This is a genomic window from Paludibaculum fermentans (assembly GCF_015277775.1).
Classification (GTDB): domain Bacteria; phylum Acidobacteriota; class Terriglobia; order Bryobacterales; family Bryobacteraceae; genus Paludibaculum; species Paludibaculum fermentans.
In genome coordinates this window covers 4,842,549-4,859,923 of record NZ_CP063849.1, presented here as the reverse complement: position 1 = coordinate 4,859,923, position 17,375 = coordinate 4,842,549, and the positions used below count along the sequence as shown (strand labels likewise).

Genomic DNA, 17,375 nt, shown 5'->3' with positions numbered 1-17,375 from the left:
CTCATTGCACGGCGCGGAAGGAATGCGGCCCGTTACACTACGAGGAAGAACCAATGAGATTAGCAACGCTTGTGGCCGGTTGGATGCTCTGTTGTGCCGCTGTACACGCCCAATCCTGGACCCCACAGAACAGCCCCACCACAGCCTCCCTACGCGGAGTGCGCGCCGTCAGCGATCGCGTCGTCTGGGCCAGCGGCTCCCATGGCACCTTCCTGCGCACCGTCGACGGAGGCGAGCACTGGATCGCGGCCCAGGTCCCCGGCGCCGAGCACCTCGATTTCCGCGGCATCTGGCCCGTCGACGATCGCATCGCCTACCTCATGAGCGCAGGACCCGGCGACCTCTCGCGCATCTACAAAACGGAGGACGCCGGAGCCCATTGGACCCTCCAATACACGCAACCCAACGCTAAGGGCTTCTTCGACAGCATCGCGTTCTGGGATGGACACACGGGCCTTGTCTTAGGCGACCCGCTCGATGGCAGCGCTGAACTGCTGTTTACAGCCGATGGCGGCGCCCACTGGTCGCGCCTCAAAACGCCCCCGGCCCTGCCTGGAGAAGGCGCCTTCGCGGCCAGCAATACCTGCGTTTTTGTTCACGGCAGCCGCGATGCCTGGTACGTCACCGGAGGGCCCGGAGCCGCGCGCGTCATCCGCTCCCGCGACGCTGGACGGACCTGGAAACCCGCCACCACTCCCGTCCGCAATGATGGCCAGGCCGCGGGCATCTTCTCCGTAGCCTTCCGCGACGACGATCATGGCGTCGTAGTGGGCGGGGATTACTCCAAGGACAAGGAAGGCCGTCAGACAGCCGCCTACTCCTCCGACGGTGGCAAAACCTGGAAGACCCCGCTCACACCACCGGCCGGGTTTCGCTCTGCCGTGAAATACCTGCCCAAACCGGGCCTCTGGATCGCCACCGGCACCTCTGGCTCGGACGTTTCCCGGGACGACGGCCGCAACTGGACACACATCGACAATGGCTCCTACAACGCCATCAGTTTCACCAGAAACGGCGTCACAGGCTGGGCGGTAGGCCCCAAAGGCCGCATCGCCAGGTACCGCTAGCGAGTCCCCTTGGCCCCGCAGGCCGCCAAAGCGCAGGAAGCCGCAAATTGAGCCGCGACCGTAAGGGAGCGGATAGTCACCGAAAGCCTGCATTCAAGCCGAATCGCGCCCCATTGCCCCCACATCTCCAACGGAGACAGCCCGGCGCGGTCACTACATCGTCAGCAATCGCTTTTCAGCCGCCGCCTGGCCGGCCAGGGCCTTGCGCGCCAGGCTCAGCGCCAGCACCGGAAAGTAATTCCGGTACAGCGTGTACTGCAGGTAGAACACGTTGGGGAAGCCGGTGCCCGTGGCCAATTGCTCATCCCAAGTGCCGTCCGCCTTCTGCGTTTGGATCAGGTATTCCAGGCCCTTGCGGACCTGCTCGAAATGCCCTTCACCTGCGGCCAGCAGGCCAATCACCGCCCAGGCGGTCTGTGATGGCGTACTAGGCGCGGCCACAAAGTGATCTTCCACATAGCTGGCACAGCTTTCACCCCAGCCGCCGTCCGGATTCTGCACGGCGGCCAGCCAGCGGGCTGCTTTCTTGATGGCGTCCGCGGTGCCTTCCGCATGAGCGTTCCGTAACCCGCGGATGGCCAGGAAGGCCCCGTAGATGTAGTCGACACCCCAACGCCCATACCAGCTGCCATTCCGCTCCTGCGTCTTCAGCAGGTACTCCACTCCGCGGTGGATCGCCGGATTGTCGCTGCTGTAGCCTCGCCGGGTCAACGCTTCCAGCACGCGCCCCGTAATGTCGGGGCAGGTCGGATCCAGCATCGCGTTGTGGTCCGCAAAGGGCACCCGGTTCAGCAACTGCCAGTCGTTGTCGACATCGAAGGCAGCCCAGCCGCCATCCCTTGACTGCATGCCGAACAGCCAGTTCACCGCCCGCCGCGCGCACCTTTCCTGCGCCTCCGGGTTCGTGCCCCGCGCGTGCATCAAGGCCAGCAGCACCATCGCCGTATCGTCGATGTCCGGATACTGTTCGTTCGCAAACTCAAACGCCCAGCCGGAAGGCTCCAGGTCTGGCCGCTTGACCGACCAGTCGCCCTTCCGCCGCACTTCGCGCGCAATCAGCCAGTCGGCCGCCTTGCTCATGCGGTCCGGAGGCGTCTCGCCCATCTCGCCCAGCGCAAACGTAGCAATGGCCGTGTCCCACACCGGAGAGAAGCACGGCTGGAAATAGAACTGGCTCCCCCGCTGCGTCATCAGCGCGTCAAACTGCGCCAGCGCGTCCTTCAAATCCGGATGGTCGGTGGGATAGCCCAGCGCATCCAGAGCCATGATCAGGTACATCATCGACGGGTAGATTGCGCCCAGGCCATCGCAATACCGCGTATGGTCGAGCATCCACTTCTCCGCCGCGCGGATTGCCGCGTTCTTGACCTTGGTGTTGCCCCGGTCCTGCCAGATCTTCAGGCCCCGGTCGATGCCGGAAAACAGCAGTGACAGCTTGTCTTTGCGAGGCAGCTTGTAGCTCTTGCCCGGCGCTTCCAGTTCCACCAGGTCAAAGCCAGGAGGCACCGGCCGCGTACCACCCCGCGCCTGCACGATCGACAACGGCACCACGATGGCCCGCGTCCAGGACGACATTTCGTACAGCACCCCACCGGGGAGCAGCACCAGCTCGGGCGGGATCGAGGGGACATGCTGGCGCGGGAACAGCCCGAACAGGCTCAGGTTGATCTTGACGTAGCTGTTCGCGCTCTGGATACCGCCCAATCGCAGGATGCAGTTGCGGGCGTTCACCATTGCTTCGCTCTCGGCCGGGGTGCCCGCCAACTTCAACGCTGTGTACGCCTTGACGCTCGCGCTGACGTCTGCCGGGCCGCTGGGGTAGATGTTGAACCCGCCGTTGGGAAGCTGCCGCTCCAGAATGGATTGCGCAGCCTTCGAGATGGTCTCCCGGTTTGGCGGCTTCCAGCCATTCTCGTCAGGGGGATGCAGCCACAATTGCAGCAGAATATAGTCAGATTCCAGCGTTGTGTCGGCCAGCAGGTCGCCGCACCAATACCCCTCCGGCTTCTGCAGGTCCAACAACGCACCTTGGGCGCGCAGCAGCGTCGCGGTGCACGCCTCAGCCAGCGCCGGCCGGTGCGCTGCGATGGTGGCAAGAGACTTGCGGCCAGCGCGCCGGCTTACACTTTCAAACCAGGCGGATTCCATTCGAGCAGTTCTCCACGTTACCAGATCTCTTTCTATTTTCTTAAATTACGAGGCCTCGGAACAACAGGAATACTGATAATTCAACGCGCGCCGGGTAAACTCCTGGTTCTGGCGAGAATCTGTTTAGAATCAGGCGCTTGTGCACTATGGGCTAGCCGCCAGCCGCGATCCTGCTATCCTGAAAGGAGGTGTCTTCCCCGCTCAACATACATCTGGAGCACTACGACGGGCCCCTGGACCTGCTGCTGGACCTCATCCGCAGGCAGCAGATCAACATCTACGACATCCCCATCGCGCAGATTACACAGCAGTATCTCGACTACGTCCAGAAGGCCGTGGCCCTCGACATCGAGCTCAGCGCCGACTTCGTCTACATGGCCGCCACGCTCATCCACATCAAGTCGAAGATGCTCCTGCCGCGGGATCCGGAACTGGACAAGATCGACCCGCAGGAAGACCCCCGCAAGGAACTGGTCGACCGCCTGCTGGAGTACGAGCGCTTCCGCTCCGCCGCCGCTATGTTGCAGGAAAAGCGCATGATCGAGGAGGCCATCTGGTCGAATCCGCAGATTCAGAACTTCGTCAACGAGGACGAAGGCCCGGGCCTGGCGGTCACCCTGTTCGACCTGGTGAAGACCTTCGAGCAGGTGCTGGAGCGGGCCAAGCACCGGCCGCTTTATGAAGTAAACAAAGAGGAAGTGTCGGTGCCCGACATGATCCTCTTCCTCAAGAACAGCTTGCGCGCCCTGCCTTCCGGCAAGACCATGGCGCTGGTGCCGCTATTTGAGCAGCAACGCTCGCGCCGCGCTATGATCTGTCTGTTCCTGGCCGTGCTGGAGATGGTGAAGCAGCAGGCCATCAAGCTCACGCAATCTGAGAGCTTTGGCGAGATTCACGTCAAGCGCGACACGGGCTTCGATGAGATGCAGGTGACGGAAGAGTCGATCCTGCGCATCGAGGAAGAGTACAAGAGTTAAGCCCCATGGAAGAGAAAGACCTCCCCTCCGCCGAGTTGGCGGAACAGCAGCAGGAGCCTGCACAACAACCCGAACCGGAACCCGAGGTTCAGCCCGAACCTGCTGAACCGGAAGAGGTTGCGGCCGAGATCCAGCCGGGCGACGAGTTTGAGCCCGTCGCGCAGTCGGACGACGACCAGCCGGTGCCGGAGAGCTTTTCGGCTGAACAACTTCTGGGCGACCAGCAGCAGCCCCAGCCCGTCTCCGACAGCCAGGCGGCCGAGCTCAAGGCCGTGCTCGAAGCGATCGTTTACGTCCTGAATGAGCCCATGCCGGCCGTCCAGATTGCCGCCGCGCTCGACCGTCCGCTCGAGGAAGTCGAGCCGGTGCTTAGACTTCTGGCCGAAGAGACGAGCCGCGCCGAACGCGGCATCTTTATCCGCGAAGTGGCCGGCGGCTACCAGATGGCCACCAAGCCGGAGCACCACGAAGTTCTTCGTAGCTTCGTCAAGAACCTGAAGCAGCCCCTGAAGCTCTCCCAGGCCGCCCTGGAAACCCTGGCCGTCATCGCCTACAAACAGCCCATCACGATGCCCGAGATCCTCGAGATCCGCGGCGTGCAGGGCGGCGGTGTCATCAAAACGCTGCTCGATCGCAAGATCATCACCACGGCCGGCCGCAAGAACGTCATCGGCAAACCGATCCTGTACAAGACCACGAAAGAGTTCCTCACCCAGTTCGGACTCAAGGATTTGAATGAGTTACCGAGCTTGAAGGAATTCGAAGACATCCGCCGCCAGTCGTTGGCGGACGAAGAGATTGGCAGCCCGGACCAGCCGCGGCTGCCCGAACAGCCGGAAGAACTGGAGGCGTCTCCGGTCGAACCAGGGCCTCCCGAGGGCGAAAAGCCCGCAGGCGACGAAGAGGCGCCTCAGACAGACAATGGCTGAAGAACGTCTTCAAAAGATTCTGGCGCAGGCAGGGATTGCCAGCCGCCGCAAAGCCGAGCAGATTATCGTCGAAGGCCGGGTCACGGTTAACGGCAAGACAATCACGGAGTTAGGCTCCAAAGCCGACCTCGAAAAGGACCATGTCAAGGTCGATGGAACGCTGCTGCGCAAGCCGAAGCACGACGTCTACATCGCCCTGAATAAGCCGCGCGAAGTGGTGACTACGCTGAGCGATCCGGAAGGCCGACGCACCGTCAAGCACCTGCTAAAGGGTGTCAAGGAAAGGGTTTTCCCGGTTGGGCGGCTCGACTACCTGAGCGAAGGCCTGCTGCTGCTGACCACGGACGGCGAGTTCGCCAACAAGCTGACCTCGCCCGCGAGCCACGTCGAGAAGATCTATCTGGTGAAAACAAACGGGATCCTCTCAGCAGAGCAGGAAGAGCAGTTCCGCAACGGCATCCCGATTCATGGGCGCCGTACAGCCCCGGCCAAGCTCAAGATGATCAAGCACAACGTGAACCCCTGGTACGAGGTGCGGCTCACCGAGGGCCGGCAGAACCAGATCCGTATCATGTTCAAGAGCTTAGGGCGCCTGGTCGAGAAACTGAAGCGTGTCCAGATCGGCTTCCTGAAGCTGGGCTCAGTCAAGGTGGGCGAGTTCCGGCACCTCGATCACGATGAGGTGGAGCGTTTCCGCAAGGTCCTGCATCTCAACGACTGAACTTGCCACCCGAACTCGAAATCCTCAAGACCTGTAAGACGATCGCCGTAGTCGGATTATCGTCGAACAAATTCCGTCCGAGCTACGAAGTCGCGGCCTACATGCAGAAGGCCGGGTATCGGATTATTCCTATCAATCCGAACGAGACGGAAGTCCTCGGCGAGAAGGCCTACCCGATACTTGACGAAATCCAGGAAGTAGTTGACTTAGTCAACCTTTTTCGGCGTCCAGAAGCCGTGCCGGAAGCCGTCGATGCCGCCATCCGTATCGGCGCGAAGGCCGTCTGGATGCAACTCGACGTGATCCACGAGGAAGCGGCCCAAAAAGCGAGGGACGCCGGGCTCCTGGTCGTACAGGATCGATGTCTCCTGATTGAGCACCGCCGATTCCGGACCGAACTGGCCAGTTAGAACGGAATGTCGTCGTCGATCCCGGCATGCCAGGCTGACTCCGAGTCGGCCGGTTCACTGCCGGGGTTCTTGCGTTCGCGGACGAAGTTGATGTCGGCCCACTTTCGGGCCGGGTCTGTCTTCTTCTGGATCCGGATCTCGCGATCGATCATCTCGTCCATGCGTTCCTGCACCTCAGAGAGCCGGGTCAGGTGCAGGCCCAACCGCTCCAGGTCCCCCTTCAGGAACGGCAGCGTCTTCTGCGTGATCACTCGCATCTTGGTGACGCAGCGCCCCTGGCAGGTTGGGCCCAGGATGCGCAGGCGCCACACCATCATGGGATTGCCTGTTGTGTGTGTGCGGCTGAGGGTGGCATCTTCCACCCGTGCCTCATAGAAGCCGTCGGGCACTTCCTCGTAACTGGTCCGGGCGGCGGGTTCCTGTTTCTCGGGACGTCCGAAAGCGGAGTCAAACTGCCGCAGGTCAACTGGCCTGGAGTCTGGATTGGATCTTGGGTTCACGGTTGTACCGGCCTCGCAACCTAGTAGTGGACCTTCAGAGCCAAAGTTCTCGTTGATATAATACGCGCGGGTACCATCATATGCCGCTCTCTTCCGTGCAAACCGACCTTGCTTTCAAGGCGCTAGAGTCCTTTGCGATCGAACTGCCGTCGTGGGGCTTTGCCAACACCGGCACTCGCTTCGGCAAGTTCATCCAGGCAGGAGCAGCCACGAGCACTGCCGAGAAGATCTCCGATGCGGGCATCGTGCACCAGGTGACCGGGTGCTGTCCGAGTGTGGCGGTCCATGTCCTGTGGGATTTCCCGAATGGCAAGGCCGACGTGCCTGCCGTCATGAAGGTGGCCGCGGAACATGGCGTCCGAATCGGCGCCATCAATCCGAACGTATTCCAGGACCAGTGCTATAAGAATGGGTCGCTGGGCAACCCGGATGCGGAAGTCCGCAAGACCGCACTTTCGCACATCCTGGATTCGGTCGAGATCCAGAGCGCGAGCGGGTCACGCGACCTCTCGCTGTGGTTCGCGGACGGCACGAATTTCCCCGGTACGGGCTCGATTCGCGCGCGCAAGGACTGGTTCACCGAAGGCCTGAAAACAGTGCACTCCGCGTTAAGTGGTAACCAGCGCATGCTGGTGGAGTACAAGCCGTTTGAGCCGGCTTTCTATCACACCGATATCGCCGACTGGGGCATGTCCTATATCCTGTCGAAGCATTGCGGGCCGCGCGCCAAGGTGCTGGTAGACACGGGGCATCACTACCAGGCGGTGAACATCGAACAGATTGTGGCGTGGCTGCTGAGCGAAGACATGCTGGGCGGCTTCCACTTCAATGACCGCCGCTATGCGGACGACGACCTGACGCTGGGCTCCATCGATCCCTACCAGGTGTTCCGGATCTTCTACGAGATCTGCTACTTCACATGGGAGCGCGGCGCGGCTCCTGACTTGGCTTACATGGTCGACCAGAGCCACAACCTGAAGAACAAGATCGAAGAGACGATCCAGACGGCGTGCACGGCGCAGGAACTGTTCCTGAAGGCCGCGCTGATCGACTTCGGCAAGCTGGCCGCGCATCAGCAGAAGGCCGACCTGATCGATTCGGAAGAGTGCCTGCGCGAGGCGTTCTTCACCGATGTACGGCCGTTGCTGCGCGAATGGCGGAAGTCGAAGGGGATCGCCGAGAATCCGATGGAGGCGTTCCGGGCGAGCGGCTACATGGAGCGCGCCGAGAAGGAACGCGGACCGCGCAACATGGGCGCGATCTCGAGCTACGCGTAATTCGAGAATTCAGTTAGAGCTGGATTGGACCCACTGAGCCGCAGGCGCGGCGGCGTGGGTCCTTCTGCTTTTCAGGCTTGTCCAGACAGGTCAGACGATTGACTTGATGATCTTGGCGGGGAGCATGAAGATGGCTCCGACGAAGGCGAAGACGCCTGTCAATACGATGCCGACCACGCGGAAGGGCAGCATGAGGACCCAGATGATCGGATAGACGACCAGCGCGATCAGGGCCAGCGGCCAGCAGAGGACGGCAAGAATACAAAACAGTAGGAATTTGACCATTTCTCTGTCACTCCCTCACAGCATATGTTACGAGGACGTGGGCGCCGGTGTTCCCCCAATCCGAGCGGCAGTAGCCGAACGATGGGGACGCGCCAGCAGCCGCGGTGAGGCTGCTTCTCAGGCCATTCCGGGCGGGGGTTGCTTCGGATATACTGCTGGGCGATTGCCATGAATTCGCCAAGTCTACCCGCTTCCGATTACGACACCGTGGAACTGCGCACCGGCCGGCTGCATAAGATCCGGCGCTCGGAGGCGCGGACGGTGGGTGAGGAAGACCGGATGGCCCAAGTGGTCAAATGCTATTGCCGGTCCCACGATGTGGTGACCGCCGCCGACGCCGAGCAGCAGCGGAGGCCGACCTTTGTCTTCCCCGTGGTGTTCTTTGCGAACCTGGTGGGCCTGATTGGGAAAGAGCTGGAAGGACGGATCTATTCCGACAGCGCGAAGCGGCGCGTGATGTTCTACCTGGATCTCAAAGAACATGCCGGTTTCCAGTTGGAAGAGGGCGACCGGGATCTGCACAGCCCGTGGTACGACGACAGCGTGCTGAAAGAGTAGACGCGCGGTCTGGTTCCGATTACTTCGCGCCCTTGCCGGCCGGAATCGATGCCACGGCTTCCACTTCCAGCATGTAGCCCTCACGGAACAAGGCGGACACTCCGACCAGAGTGCTGGCCGGCGGGTGCTCTTTGTTGACGTAGCGGTCGCGGACTTCTCGAACGACGGGCAGATACTCGGGCTTGAGGTCGCGGATGTACCAGTTCAGTTTGACGACATCCTGGAAGGTGGCACCGGCGGCCGCGAGGTTGGCTTTGATGTTCTCGAAGACCTGTTCCGTCTGCGCCTTGATGTCGTCTTTGCCCACCAGTTGCCCGGATGCGTTGTTAGCGATCTGCCCGGCCAGGAAGACGAGTTTGCCGGGGCTGGTGACGACGACGTGGCTGTAGCCGGCGGCGGGTGCGACTCCGGCGGCTTTGGGGAACTCGGTCTGGGCCTGGAGGATGCCGGTCACGGCGGCAAGAAGGAATGTGAGGGTCAGGTAGCGCATCCCTTCCAAGATAACGGGCGGGGCGGGGTGGATTTGCAAATTGTGCCCCGCTGCGCGTTTGAGCATCTGCTAAAGGCTGGCGAGGCGGGCTTCCACGCTGACGCGGAACTCTCCCTCCGGCAAGTAGGCCAGGTTGATATCCACATTGGCGCGGGCGCCCGTCATGGCCGCCTGCGCCAGAGCCCGGGCCGTGATCACATCGCTGGCGAACTTCGATGGAGACGATTCGGCCAGGGCGGCCAGGCGCGCGCTGAGCGCGGCGGTATGCTCCAGGACTTCGAGCGGGACCGTCGTCGCGCCTTCCATCGCCGCATTGACGAACGGGGCGCGCTCATCCTTCGGCCGTTTGTAGGCCGCCACCACCGCGCTGTAGGCGTCGGCATCGCGCTGCACGGCCTCTGTGAGGAACGCGCGGTCCGCTTCAAACGGCGCCGGATCCTGTTTCGACAGGCGGGCCACCATGGCGCCCAGGGCCGCGGACATGGCGCCCGACGCGGCGGCGGCGCTGCCTCCCCCCGGGGTGGGCGTTGCGGCGGCCAGGGCGTCGAGGAAATCGGCCATCGGAGCACGCTGGGCCGTGGCTTCGGCTACGCGGTTTTCCAGCACCAGCCCGGGTTGGAAGTTCTCGAAACGGAGATAGAAGTCGGCCGTGGCTTCCAGCGCCTTCTTGGGGATGAGGCCCACGATCTCGCTGCCCAGCACCGGGACGCCATAGCGCGCGGCCTCGCTGCGGACGCACTCGAAGACGCGGTGGATGGGGGTCTGCTCGAAGTCGGTGAGGTTCATCGAGACCTGGGCGAGGTTGCGCGAGGCGAGGGGGACGCCCATCGACTTGACGTAGCGGAAGCCGCCGCTGGAATGGCGGATGCCCTTGGCGATGCGCTTCGCAATCTCGATATCCGGAGTGCCGAGGTTGATGTTGTAGGCGATCAGGAATTTGCGGGCGCCGACGACGGTGGCTCCGGCTGTGGGGTGGAGTTGAGGATCTCCGAAGTCGGGCGCACGGTCGGGGTTGGTGAGGACCTCAGCCCGCAGGCCTTCAAACTGGCCGCGGCGGATGTTCTCGAGATTCGTCCGGTCGGGCCGGCGGGCGGCCGCCTCATAGAGATAAGCAGGCACGCGGAAGCGTTTCCACATCTCGGCGGCGGCGCGTTCCGCGATCTGGACACACTCGGCCAGGGTCATGCCTTCCAGCGGGACGAAGGGCATGACGTCGACGGCGCCGATGCGGGGATGAACTCCGGAGTGGACCGTGAGATCGATGGTTTCGACGGCCTTGGCGGCTCCGGCGAGCGCGGCTTCCATCACGGTTTCCGGCGGGGCCACGAAGGTGATGACGCTGCGGTTGTGGTCGGCGTCGAGTTCGAGGTCGAGGACCAGGGCGCCAGGCAGCGCGGCGATGGCGGAGGCGATGGCGTCCACTTTGGCGCGGTCGCGGCCTTCACTGAAGTTGGGGATGCATTCGACGAGTTTGCGGGTCATTTGGTCGGATAGTCCTTATCGCAGTAGATCACTTCGCCGCGTTTGACGGTCATTGCGACGTGGTTGATGCCGAAGGAGTAGGGCAGTTCGCGGTAGTCGGAGACGTTGAGCACGAGGAAGTCTCCGTATTTGGCGGCTTCGAGGGAGCCGCATTGGGCGGCGAGGCCCAGGGCGTGCGCGCCGTTGATGGTGGCCGCGGCGATGGCCTCGGCGGGGGTCATTCGCATTTGAGTGCAGGCGAGGCTGAGGGTCATCTGCATGCTGCAGGAGGGGCTGGTGCCTGGATTGTAGTCGGTGGCGAGGGCGACGGCCGCGCCGGCGTCGATGAGGGCGCGGGCCGGCGCGTAGCGGGAGAGGCCCAGGTGGAAGACCGAGCCGGGGAGCAGCGTAGCGATCGTGTTGGAGCGGGCCAGGCTTTCGACCTCGTGCGCGCCGATGGCTTCGAGATGATCGGCGCTGATGGCCTGCAGTTCGAGGGCGAGGGCGACGGCTCCGATCTCCGCGAACTGGCTGGCGTGCATTTTGACTTCGAGGCCGAGCGCGGCAGCGGCGGAGAGGTAGCGATGGGCCTGCGCCACGCTGAAGGCGCCGGAATCGCAGTAGGCATCGGCGAAGCGGGCAACTCTAGCCAGGGCCACGCGGGGCAGGATGACGTCGATGAGGTGCTGGATGAAGCCGTCGGGGTTGCCTTCGAATTCGGGCGGAGTGGCGTGCGCGCCCAGGAAAGTGGGGACGACGGTGAGCGGGTCCTCGTCCAGCGCCCGGGCGATGCGAAGCAGGCGCAGTTCAGTGGCTTCGTCCAGACCATAGCCGGATTTGGCCTCGATTGTCGTCGTGCCGTAGCAGGCGATGGTGGCGATGCGGGCCTTGGCGTCCGATGCGAGGCGTTTGGCGGAGGACGCGCGGACAGCGCGCATGGTCTGCCGGATCCCCCCTCCGGCGGCGGCGATCTGCGCGTAGGTACGGCCGAGGATGCGCGCTTCGTAATCGTTGAGGCGGGCCGGCCCGTGGATGAGGTGGGTATGGCTGTCGACAAAGCCAGGCATGACGACGCGGCCTGTGGCGTCGAGCTCCTGTGCGTCGCGAGCAGCGGCCAGGTTCTCGATCCGGCGGGACGGTCCGATGTGAGTGATGACGCCGTCCTCGATGAGCATGGCGCCGGACTCGAGCAGGGAAACGTCTGACAACTGCGCCCCACGCCGGGGGGCAGAGGCGCCGCGCAGAGTCAACATCTGCCGGGCGCCGCGGACCAGGAGGCGTTTATTCATTCAAAACAACCATGATGTCATGCCGGCTCAGGGCACGCGAATGCCGGCGGAGAGGGCGAAGGCACGGGCCTCGGAGTAGCCGGCGTCGACGTGGCGTATGACACCGAGGCCCGGGTCGCAGGTCATGACGCGTTCAGCGCGGCGTTCGCTGGCCAGGGTCCCTTCGACGACGGTGACTTGGCCGGCGTGCTGGGAATAGCCGATGCCGACTCCGCCGCCGTTATGGACGGAGACCCAACTGGCGCCGGCGGCGGTGTTCAGCAGGGCGTTGAGGATGGGCCAGTCCGCGATGGCGTCGCTGCCGTCGAGCATGCCTTCAGTCTCGCGATAGGGCGAGGCGACGGAGCCGCAGTCCAGGTGGTCGCGGCCGATGACGATGGGGGCTTGGACCTTGCCCTGTTGGACGAGACGGTTGAGTCCGACCGCGAATTCAGCGCGTTCGCCGTAACCGAGCCAGCAGATGCGCGCCGGCAGGCCCTGGAAATGAACGTGCTGGCGGGCCAGGCGGATCCAGCGCAGCAGGCTCTCGTTTTGCGGGAACATCTCGCAGGCGAGCTGGTCTGTGGCTGCGATGTCGGCGGGATCGCCGGAGAGGGCGACCCAGCGGAAGGGGCCCTTGCCTTCACAGAAGAGCGGTCGGATGTATTCGGGCACGAAGCCGGGGATCCGGAAGGCGTCCTTCACGCCGTGGTCGGCGGCCATGCGGCGGATGTTGTTGCCGTAGTCGAAGGTGATGGCTCCGGCGCGCTGCAGGGCGAGCATGGCCTCGACGTGAACGGCGATGGAGTCCATGGCGCGGGCGATGTAGGCCTGCGGGTCTGAGACGCGCAACTCGGCCGCCTGCTGGATGGTGAGACCCGCCGGGATGTAGCCGTTCAGGGGGTCGTGCGCGCTGGTCTGATCCGTGACGATGTCGGGGGTGATGCCGCGGCGCACGAGCTCAGGCAGCACCTCGGCGCAGTTGCCGGCGAGGCCCACGGACAGTGGCTCGCGATGGGCGCGGGCCTCTTCGATCCAGCCAAGCGCCTGGTCGAGCGAGGTGGTCATGCGGTCGCAGTAGCCGGTGTCGAGGCGCTTCTGAATGCGGGCGGGATCGGCTTCGACGCACAGGATCGCCGCGCCGTTCATGGTGGCGGCGAGGGGTTGGGCCCCGCCCATGCCGCCCATGCCGCCGGTGAGCACGAACTTGCCGCTGAGGTCGCCCGAGAAGTGGCGGCGGCCGGCGGCGGCAAAGGTCTCATAGGTGCCTTGCAGGATGCCCTGGCTGCCGATGTAGATCCAACTGCCGGCGGTCATCTGGCCGTACATGATGAGGCCGGCGCGCTCGAGTTCGCGGAAGTGCTGCCAGTTGGACCAATGGCCCACGAGGTTGGAGTTGGCGATGAGGACACGTGGCGCTTCGTCGTGGGTGCGGAAGACGGCCACCGGTTTGCCGGACTGGACGAGCAGCGTCTCGTCGTCGCCCAGGCGTTCGAGCTCGCGCACGATGGCGTGGAAACAGTTCCAGTTGCGGGCGGCCTTGCCGCTGCCGCCGTAGACGACGAGGTCCTGGGGCCGCTCCGCCACCTCGGGGTCGAGGTTGTTCATCAACATGCGGAGGGCCGCTTCCTGGCGCCAGCCCCGGGCGGTCATCTGCGTGCCGCGGGGTGCGCGAACAACTGGGTTCATGCCGTCAGTTTACGCCCGTGGCCGGGTCCAAAAGCAGGAATCGGATGGACAGATTCGGCCGGGGCAGGGAAGCTGGAGGGATATGCGCGTGATCCCGGTGACGCAGCCCTTCCCGTGGGCAACGATGCTCGACTATCTGGCGGTGCGGTGCACGCCCTGCCTGGAGGGGGTGGAAGGCGGTGAGTATCAGCGGCACGGGCGGGCGGTGGTGCGGCTGGCGGAAGAAGGGTTGGCGGTGGAGGGGGAGCATGCCCCCGTGGCGCGCTTGTTTGACTGCGCGTGTCCGGTGAACGAGGTGAAGCGCGTTCTGGGGCGGGATCCGCTGTTGAAGGCGAGGCTGAAGCGGCTGCCGGGCGTGCGTGTGCCGGGCTGCTGGGATCCGTTTGAACTGGCAGTGCGGGCGATTCTGGGGCAGCAGGTGAGCGTCCGCGGGGCGCATACCCTGATGCGGCGCCTGAATGAGCGGTGTCCGGAATTCACACCGGCGCAGGTGGCGGAGTGCGACCTGCGGTCCATCGGGTTGACGAACAGCCGGACGGCGACGATCCGCGCGCTGGCGGAGAGCGGCATCGACTTCACGGGCGAATGGGCGGAGGTGGCGGGGCAGTTGCTGTCGATTCGCGGCATTGGCCCGTGGACGGTGAGTTATCTGGGGATGCGGGTGGGGCGGGATCCGGATTCGTTTCCGCAGTCGGACCTGGGGCTGCTGCACGCGTTTGGCACCCGGGATCCGAAGGAGTTGCTGCGGGCGGCCGAGCGCTGGCGGCCGTTCCGGGCGTATGCGGCGATGCTTTTGTGGATGACGCCGCAAGAAGCGGATATTCCCTAACGCCGGCGGCGCGTAGGCTGGTGACTATGACGCACGAAGATGCACGGATGCAGGCCGCCTGCGACTATATCCGGTCCCACAGCGAGGAGCCGCTGTCGCTGGAGGACATGAGCCGGCAGGCCGGCCTGAGCCCGTTCCACTTCCTGCGCCGGTTCAAGGCGTTCACCGGTTTGACGCCCAAGCAATTCCTGGATGGCTGCCGGCTGGACGCGCTGAAGGGGCATCTGCGCGGCGGCGGATCGGTGACGGATGCGATTTACGAAGCCGGGTTCGGGTCGAGCAGCCGGGTGTACGAGAAGGTGGATACGCGGCTGGGTATGACGCCGAAGGAGTACCGCACGGGTGGTGAGCGGGTGTCGATCTCCTACGTGACGGAACAGACCGCGGTGGGCCTGATGATGATGGGCGCGACGGATCGCGGCCTGTGTTTCGTCCAGTTCGGAGAGAGAGAAGCGGAGTTGTTGGCGATGCTGCGCTCAGAGTATCCGAAGGCGCTGTTGACTGCGATGGCGGAGCCCTATCCGGAGCAGTTCCAGGCCTGGATGCAGGCGTTGGGCGCGCATCTGGCAGGCGGGCAGCCGAGCCTGAGCCTGCCTCTGGACCTGCGGGCGACCGCTTTCCAATGGAAGGTCTGGCGGTATCTGCAGGGCATTCCGTATGCGGAGGTTCAATCGTATTCCGAAGTGGCGGAGGGCATTGGGCAGCCGAAGGCGGCGCGGGCGGTGGCGCGGGCTTGTGCGACGAATCGCGTGGCGATCGTCATTCCCTGCCATCGGGTGATTCGGGGGACGGGGGAGTTGGGCGGGTACCGGTGGGGTTTGGACAGAAAGCGGGCGTTGCTGGACGGAGAGAGGGCGGCGCGAGCGAGGGGCCCGCGCCGCTAGTGGAATGGAGGGTTAGAAGCCCATCGGGCCACGGCCTTCGGCGCGGGGCTCCGGCTTCGGCTTGCGAGGCATCATGTGATCGCGGTTGGCGGTGTCGACCACGAGCGATGCGACGATGGCGGCCATCTGCATCATGTCCTCGCGGGGGACGCGATCGTAGGAGTCCATGTTCGAGTGATGCGTGCGGGTGCTGTACTCGAGCGGATCCTGAATGAACTGGAAGCCGGGCAGGCCGACGGCATCAAAGCTCTGATGGTCGGTGCCGCCGGTGTTGCGGCTGGTCACGGTGGTGACGCCGAGATCCTTAAAGGGAGCCAGGAAGGCTTCCAGGACAGGGCGGGCGGCTTCGTTGCCCTGCAGGTAGACGCCACGGATTTTGCCGGCGCCGTTGTCGACGTTGTAGTAGGCGGAGAGCTTATCCCAGGCGGGCAGGGTCTTCATATTCGAGCGGTCGGCGAAGGTCTTGGTGACGTAGCCGCGCGAGCCGAGCAGGCCCTCTTCCTCGGCATCCCAAAGTCCGATGCGGACGGTGCGGTCGAGCTTGAGGTCGAGCTTCTTCAGGATGCGCATCACTTCGAGCATGACGGCGCTGCCGGTGCCGTTGTCGGTGGCGCCGGTGGCGGAGTGCCAGCTGTCGAGGTGGCCGCCGATCATGACGATCTCATCCTTGTGCTTGCCGGTGCCGGGCAGTTCGGCGATGACGTTGAAGTTGTTCTGGTCGGGCTCGTACCACTGGTTCTGGACTTCGATTTCGAGCTTGGTGGCGATGCTCTTTTCGGCGAGGCGGTAGATGCGGTTGTAGTGCTCGGGCGTGAGCACCACCATCGGAGGAGCCTGCGGATCCTTGGGGTCGCGGGAGCCGCCGTTGGAGGTGAAGTAGGTTCCGAAGTCGCCGCGCGTGCCGCTGAGGACCACGCCGACCTTCTCATCGCGCAGGAAGTCGTTCATCTTGCGGCGGAACGCCATCATCTGCATGAAGTTCTGCGGCGGGCCGCCGGCCGGGGGGCGGCGGAGCATGCCGGAAGAGATCTGGCCCGTGGCGAGCTCAGCGAGTTCGGCATCGGTGTAGCGCGAATCGTCGGCCTTGTCGTGCAGGGCGATCTCGCGCGGCGATTCGGTGAGGACGATCTTGCCGGTCAGCTTGCCCTTCCACTTGGCGAGGTCCTCGTCCGTGCGCAACAGGGCGATGATGGGTTCCCCGGAGATGACTCCTTCCGTCGAAGCGGTCCATGCCTGCGGCGCGCCGATGAGCGGCATGTAAGAGGGTTCGGTCATGGCTGCGGTGAACTTCTTGTTCTCCCAGCCGCGGCCGAACTTTCCCCATTCTTCCAGGCGGGCGTTGTCGAGGCCCCAGTCCTTCAGGGTTTTGACGGCCCAATCGGCGGCGGCTTTGTAGTGGGGGGAGCCGGCCAGGCGCGGTCCGTGGACTTCGGTGAGATACCAGAGGTGATCCATGACCTTGGAGTTCTGGAAGGCCTCCTGCTTGATCTTGTAGATAGTATCGAGGTCGACCTTGTCCTGTGCGAAGGCGAGTGCCGCCAGGGCAGAGGCGCACACAACGAGACGGAGTAGCTTTTTCATAAGATGTGGTTCCGGACGCGAGCGGAAGGGCGAGACACCCATCACAAAACAACGGCGTCGGGATTCCGCAGTTCGTTACCGGAGATTGGCCCAGCCTGTCGTAGGAGACCCAGTTCCTGAACGGGCGAGTTCCGGCAGGGGTTGAGGGGACCCGGCAGGCGCCAGACTTGAGCGGCCGGATGGGAGGAAACCTTCCGTCCAGTACAAGCATCGGATAAACAGCCCCTTCCTCCAGCATTACTCGATTGCCACACTCGTGCGTTTCGGTGGATAATGAGAGTACGGGTCGCGTGGCGAAGGG

At 63.9% G+C, this 17,375-nt stretch carries 17 protein-coding genes and 1 pseudogene; 9 read left to right on the top strand and 9 right to left on the bottom strand.

What is annotated here, in order from left to right:
- Window positions 1-53 precede the first annotated feature (53 nt).
- Complete coding sequence (locus IRI77_RS19015; protein ID WP_194446619.1) at window positions 54-1,067, top strand: WD40/YVTN/BNR-like repeat-containing protein; 1,014 nt, start codon at window positions 54-56, stop codon at window positions 1,065-1,067.
- Window positions 1,068-1,220: 153 nt separating this feature from the next.
- Here the strand turns inward: IRI77_RS19015 and shc are convergent, their stop codons facing one another.
- Window positions 1,221-3,215, bottom strand: coding sequence for a squalene--hopene cyclase (gene shc / locus IRI77_RS19010; protein WP_194446618.1), 1,995 nt, complete (start codon window positions 3,213-3,215; stop codon window positions 1,221-1,223).
- Between the two features lie 188 nt (window positions 3,216-3,403).
- Between shc and IRI77_RS19005 the strand changes: the two genes are divergently transcribed.
- Genes IRI77_RS19005 through IRI77_RS18990 form a run of 4 tightly spaced genes read left to right on the top strand, consistent with a single transcriptional unit; the run spans window position 3,404 to window position 6,252 of the window.
- The gene (locus IRI77_RS19005) at window positions 3,404-4,192 is read left to right on the top strand and encodes a segregation and condensation protein A (protein WP_194446617.1); all 789 of its coding nucleotides are present in this window, start codon (window positions 3,404-3,406) and stop codon (window positions 4,190-4,192) included.
- A 5-nt stretch (window positions 4,193-4,197) separates the two neighbouring features.
- Window positions 4,198-5,121, top strand: coding sequence for an SMC-Scp complex subunit ScpB (gene scpB, locus IRI77_RS19000; RefSeq protein ID WP_194446616.1), 924 nt, complete (start codon window positions 4,198-4,200; stop codon window positions 5,119-5,121).
- The gene (locus IRI77_RS18995) at window positions 5,114-5,842 is read left to right on the top strand and encodes a pseudouridine synthase (protein ID WP_194446615.1); all 729 of its coding nucleotides are present in this window, start codon (window positions 5,114-5,116) and stop codon (window positions 5,840-5,842) included. The genes scpB and IRI77_RS18995 overlap by 8 nt, the downstream gene beginning before the upstream one ends.
- 2 nt (window positions 5,843-5,844) lie before the next feature.
- Window positions 5,845-6,252 carry a CoA-binding protein gene (locus tag IRI77_RS18990; protein WP_228486203.1) on the top strand — a complete coding sequence of 136 codons (408 nt, stop codon included), beginning with the start codon at window positions 5,845-5,847 and terminating at the stop codon, window positions 6,250-6,252.
- On the opposite strand, the gene IRI77_RS18985 is transcribed toward IRI77_RS18990, so the two are convergent.
- Window positions 6,249-6,752 carry a DUF669 domain-containing protein gene (locus IRI77_RS18985; RefSeq protein WP_194446614.1) on the bottom strand — a complete coding sequence of 168 codons (504 nt, stop codon included), beginning with the start codon at window positions 6,750-6,752 and terminating at the stop codon, window positions 6,249-6,251. The two genes, IRI77_RS18990 and IRI77_RS18985, sit on opposite strands and share 4 nt — an antisense overlap.
- Window positions 6,753-6,832: 80 nt before the next feature.
- Between IRI77_RS18985 and IRI77_RS18980 the strand changes: the two genes are divergently transcribed.
- Window positions 6,833-8,029, top strand: coding sequence for a TIM barrel protein (locus IRI77_RS18980; protein WP_194446613.1), 1,197 nt, complete (start codon window positions 6,833-6,835; stop codon window positions 8,027-8,029).
- 90 nt (window positions 8,030-8,119) lie between these two features.
- Here IRI77_RS18980 and IRI77_RS18975 read toward each other — a convergent pair whose 3' ends face one another.
- Window positions 8,120-8,314 carry a hypothetical protein gene (locus IRI77_RS18975; protein ID WP_194446612.1) on the bottom strand — a complete coding sequence of 65 codons (195 nt, stop codon included), beginning with the start codon at window positions 8,312-8,314 and terminating at the stop codon, window positions 8,120-8,122.
- A 168-nt stretch (window positions 8,315-8,482) separates the two neighbouring features.
- Here IRI77_RS18975 and IRI77_RS18970 point away from each other — a divergent pair, with 168 nt between their 5' ends.
- Window positions 8,483-8,872, top strand: coding sequence for a hypothetical protein (locus tag IRI77_RS18970; RefSeq protein WP_194446611.1), 390 nt, complete (start codon window positions 8,483-8,485; stop codon window positions 8,870-8,872).
- A gap of 19 nt (window positions 8,873-8,891) precedes the next feature.
- Here IRI77_RS18970 and IRI77_RS18965 read toward each other — a convergent pair whose 3' ends face one another.
- From IRI77_RS18965 to hutU, 5 genes and pseudogenes are all read right to left on the bottom strand, one after another.
- A complete protein-coding gene (locus IRI77_RS18965) occupies window positions 8,892-9,362 on the bottom strand; it encodes a RidA family protein (RefSeq protein ID WP_194446610.1) in 471 nt (156 codons plus the stop codon).
- Between the two features lie 69 nt (window positions 9,363-9,431).
- Complete coding sequence (locus IRI77_RS38675; RefSeq protein ID WP_407674119.1) at window positions 9,432-9,923, bottom strand: cyclodeaminase/cyclohydrolase family protein; 492 nt, start codon at window positions 9,921-9,923, stop codon at window positions 9,432-9,434.
- Between the two features lie 21 nt (window positions 9,924-9,944).
- Window positions 9,945-10,844: pseudogene (ftcD, locus tag IRI77_RS38670) on the bottom strand (glutamate formimidoyltransferase); the annotation flags it as partial.
- Window positions 10,841-12,112 carry an imidazolonepropionase gene (gene hutI, locus IRI77_RS18955; RefSeq protein ID WP_194446608.1) on the bottom strand — a complete coding sequence of 424 codons (1,272 nt, stop codon included), beginning with the start codon at window positions 12,110-12,112 and terminating at the stop codon, window positions 10,841-10,843. The gene hutI and the pseudogene ftcD, both read right to left, overlap by 4 nt.
- Window positions 12,113-12,139: 27 nt before the next feature.
- Window positions 12,140-13,780, bottom strand: coding sequence for a urocanate hydratase (hutU, locus tag IRI77_RS18950; protein ID WP_194446607.1), 1,641 nt, complete (start codon window positions 13,778-13,780; stop codon window positions 12,140-12,142).
- An 82-nt stretch (window positions 13,781-13,862) separates the two neighbouring features.
- Here hutU and IRI77_RS18945 point away from each other — a divergent pair, with 82 nt between their 5' ends.
- Both IRI77_RS18945 and IRI77_RS18940 read left to right on the top strand, forming a co-directional pair.
- On the top strand, window positions 13,863-14,609 hold the full coding sequence (locus IRI77_RS18945; RefSeq protein WP_194446606.1) for a DNA-3-methyladenine glycosylase family protein: 747 nt from the start codon (window positions 13,863-13,865) through the stop codon (window positions 14,607-14,609).
- Window positions 14,610-14,635: 26 nt separating this feature from the next.
- A complete protein-coding gene (locus IRI77_RS18940) occupies window positions 14,636-15,493 on the top strand; it encodes a methylated-DNA--[protein]-cysteine S-methyltransferase (protein ID WP_194446605.1) in 858 nt (285 codons plus the stop codon).
- A gap of 12 nt (window positions 15,494-15,505) precedes the next feature.
- Here IRI77_RS18940 and IRI77_RS18935 read toward each other — a convergent pair whose 3' ends face one another.
- Window positions 15,506-17,074: a M20/M25/M40 family metallo-hydrolase gene (locus IRI77_RS18935; protein WP_194446604.1), complete on the bottom strand. Its 1,569-nt coding sequence runs from the start codon at window positions 17,072-17,074 to the stop codon at window positions 15,506-15,508.
- Window positions 17,075-17,375: the final 301 nt, after the last annotated feature.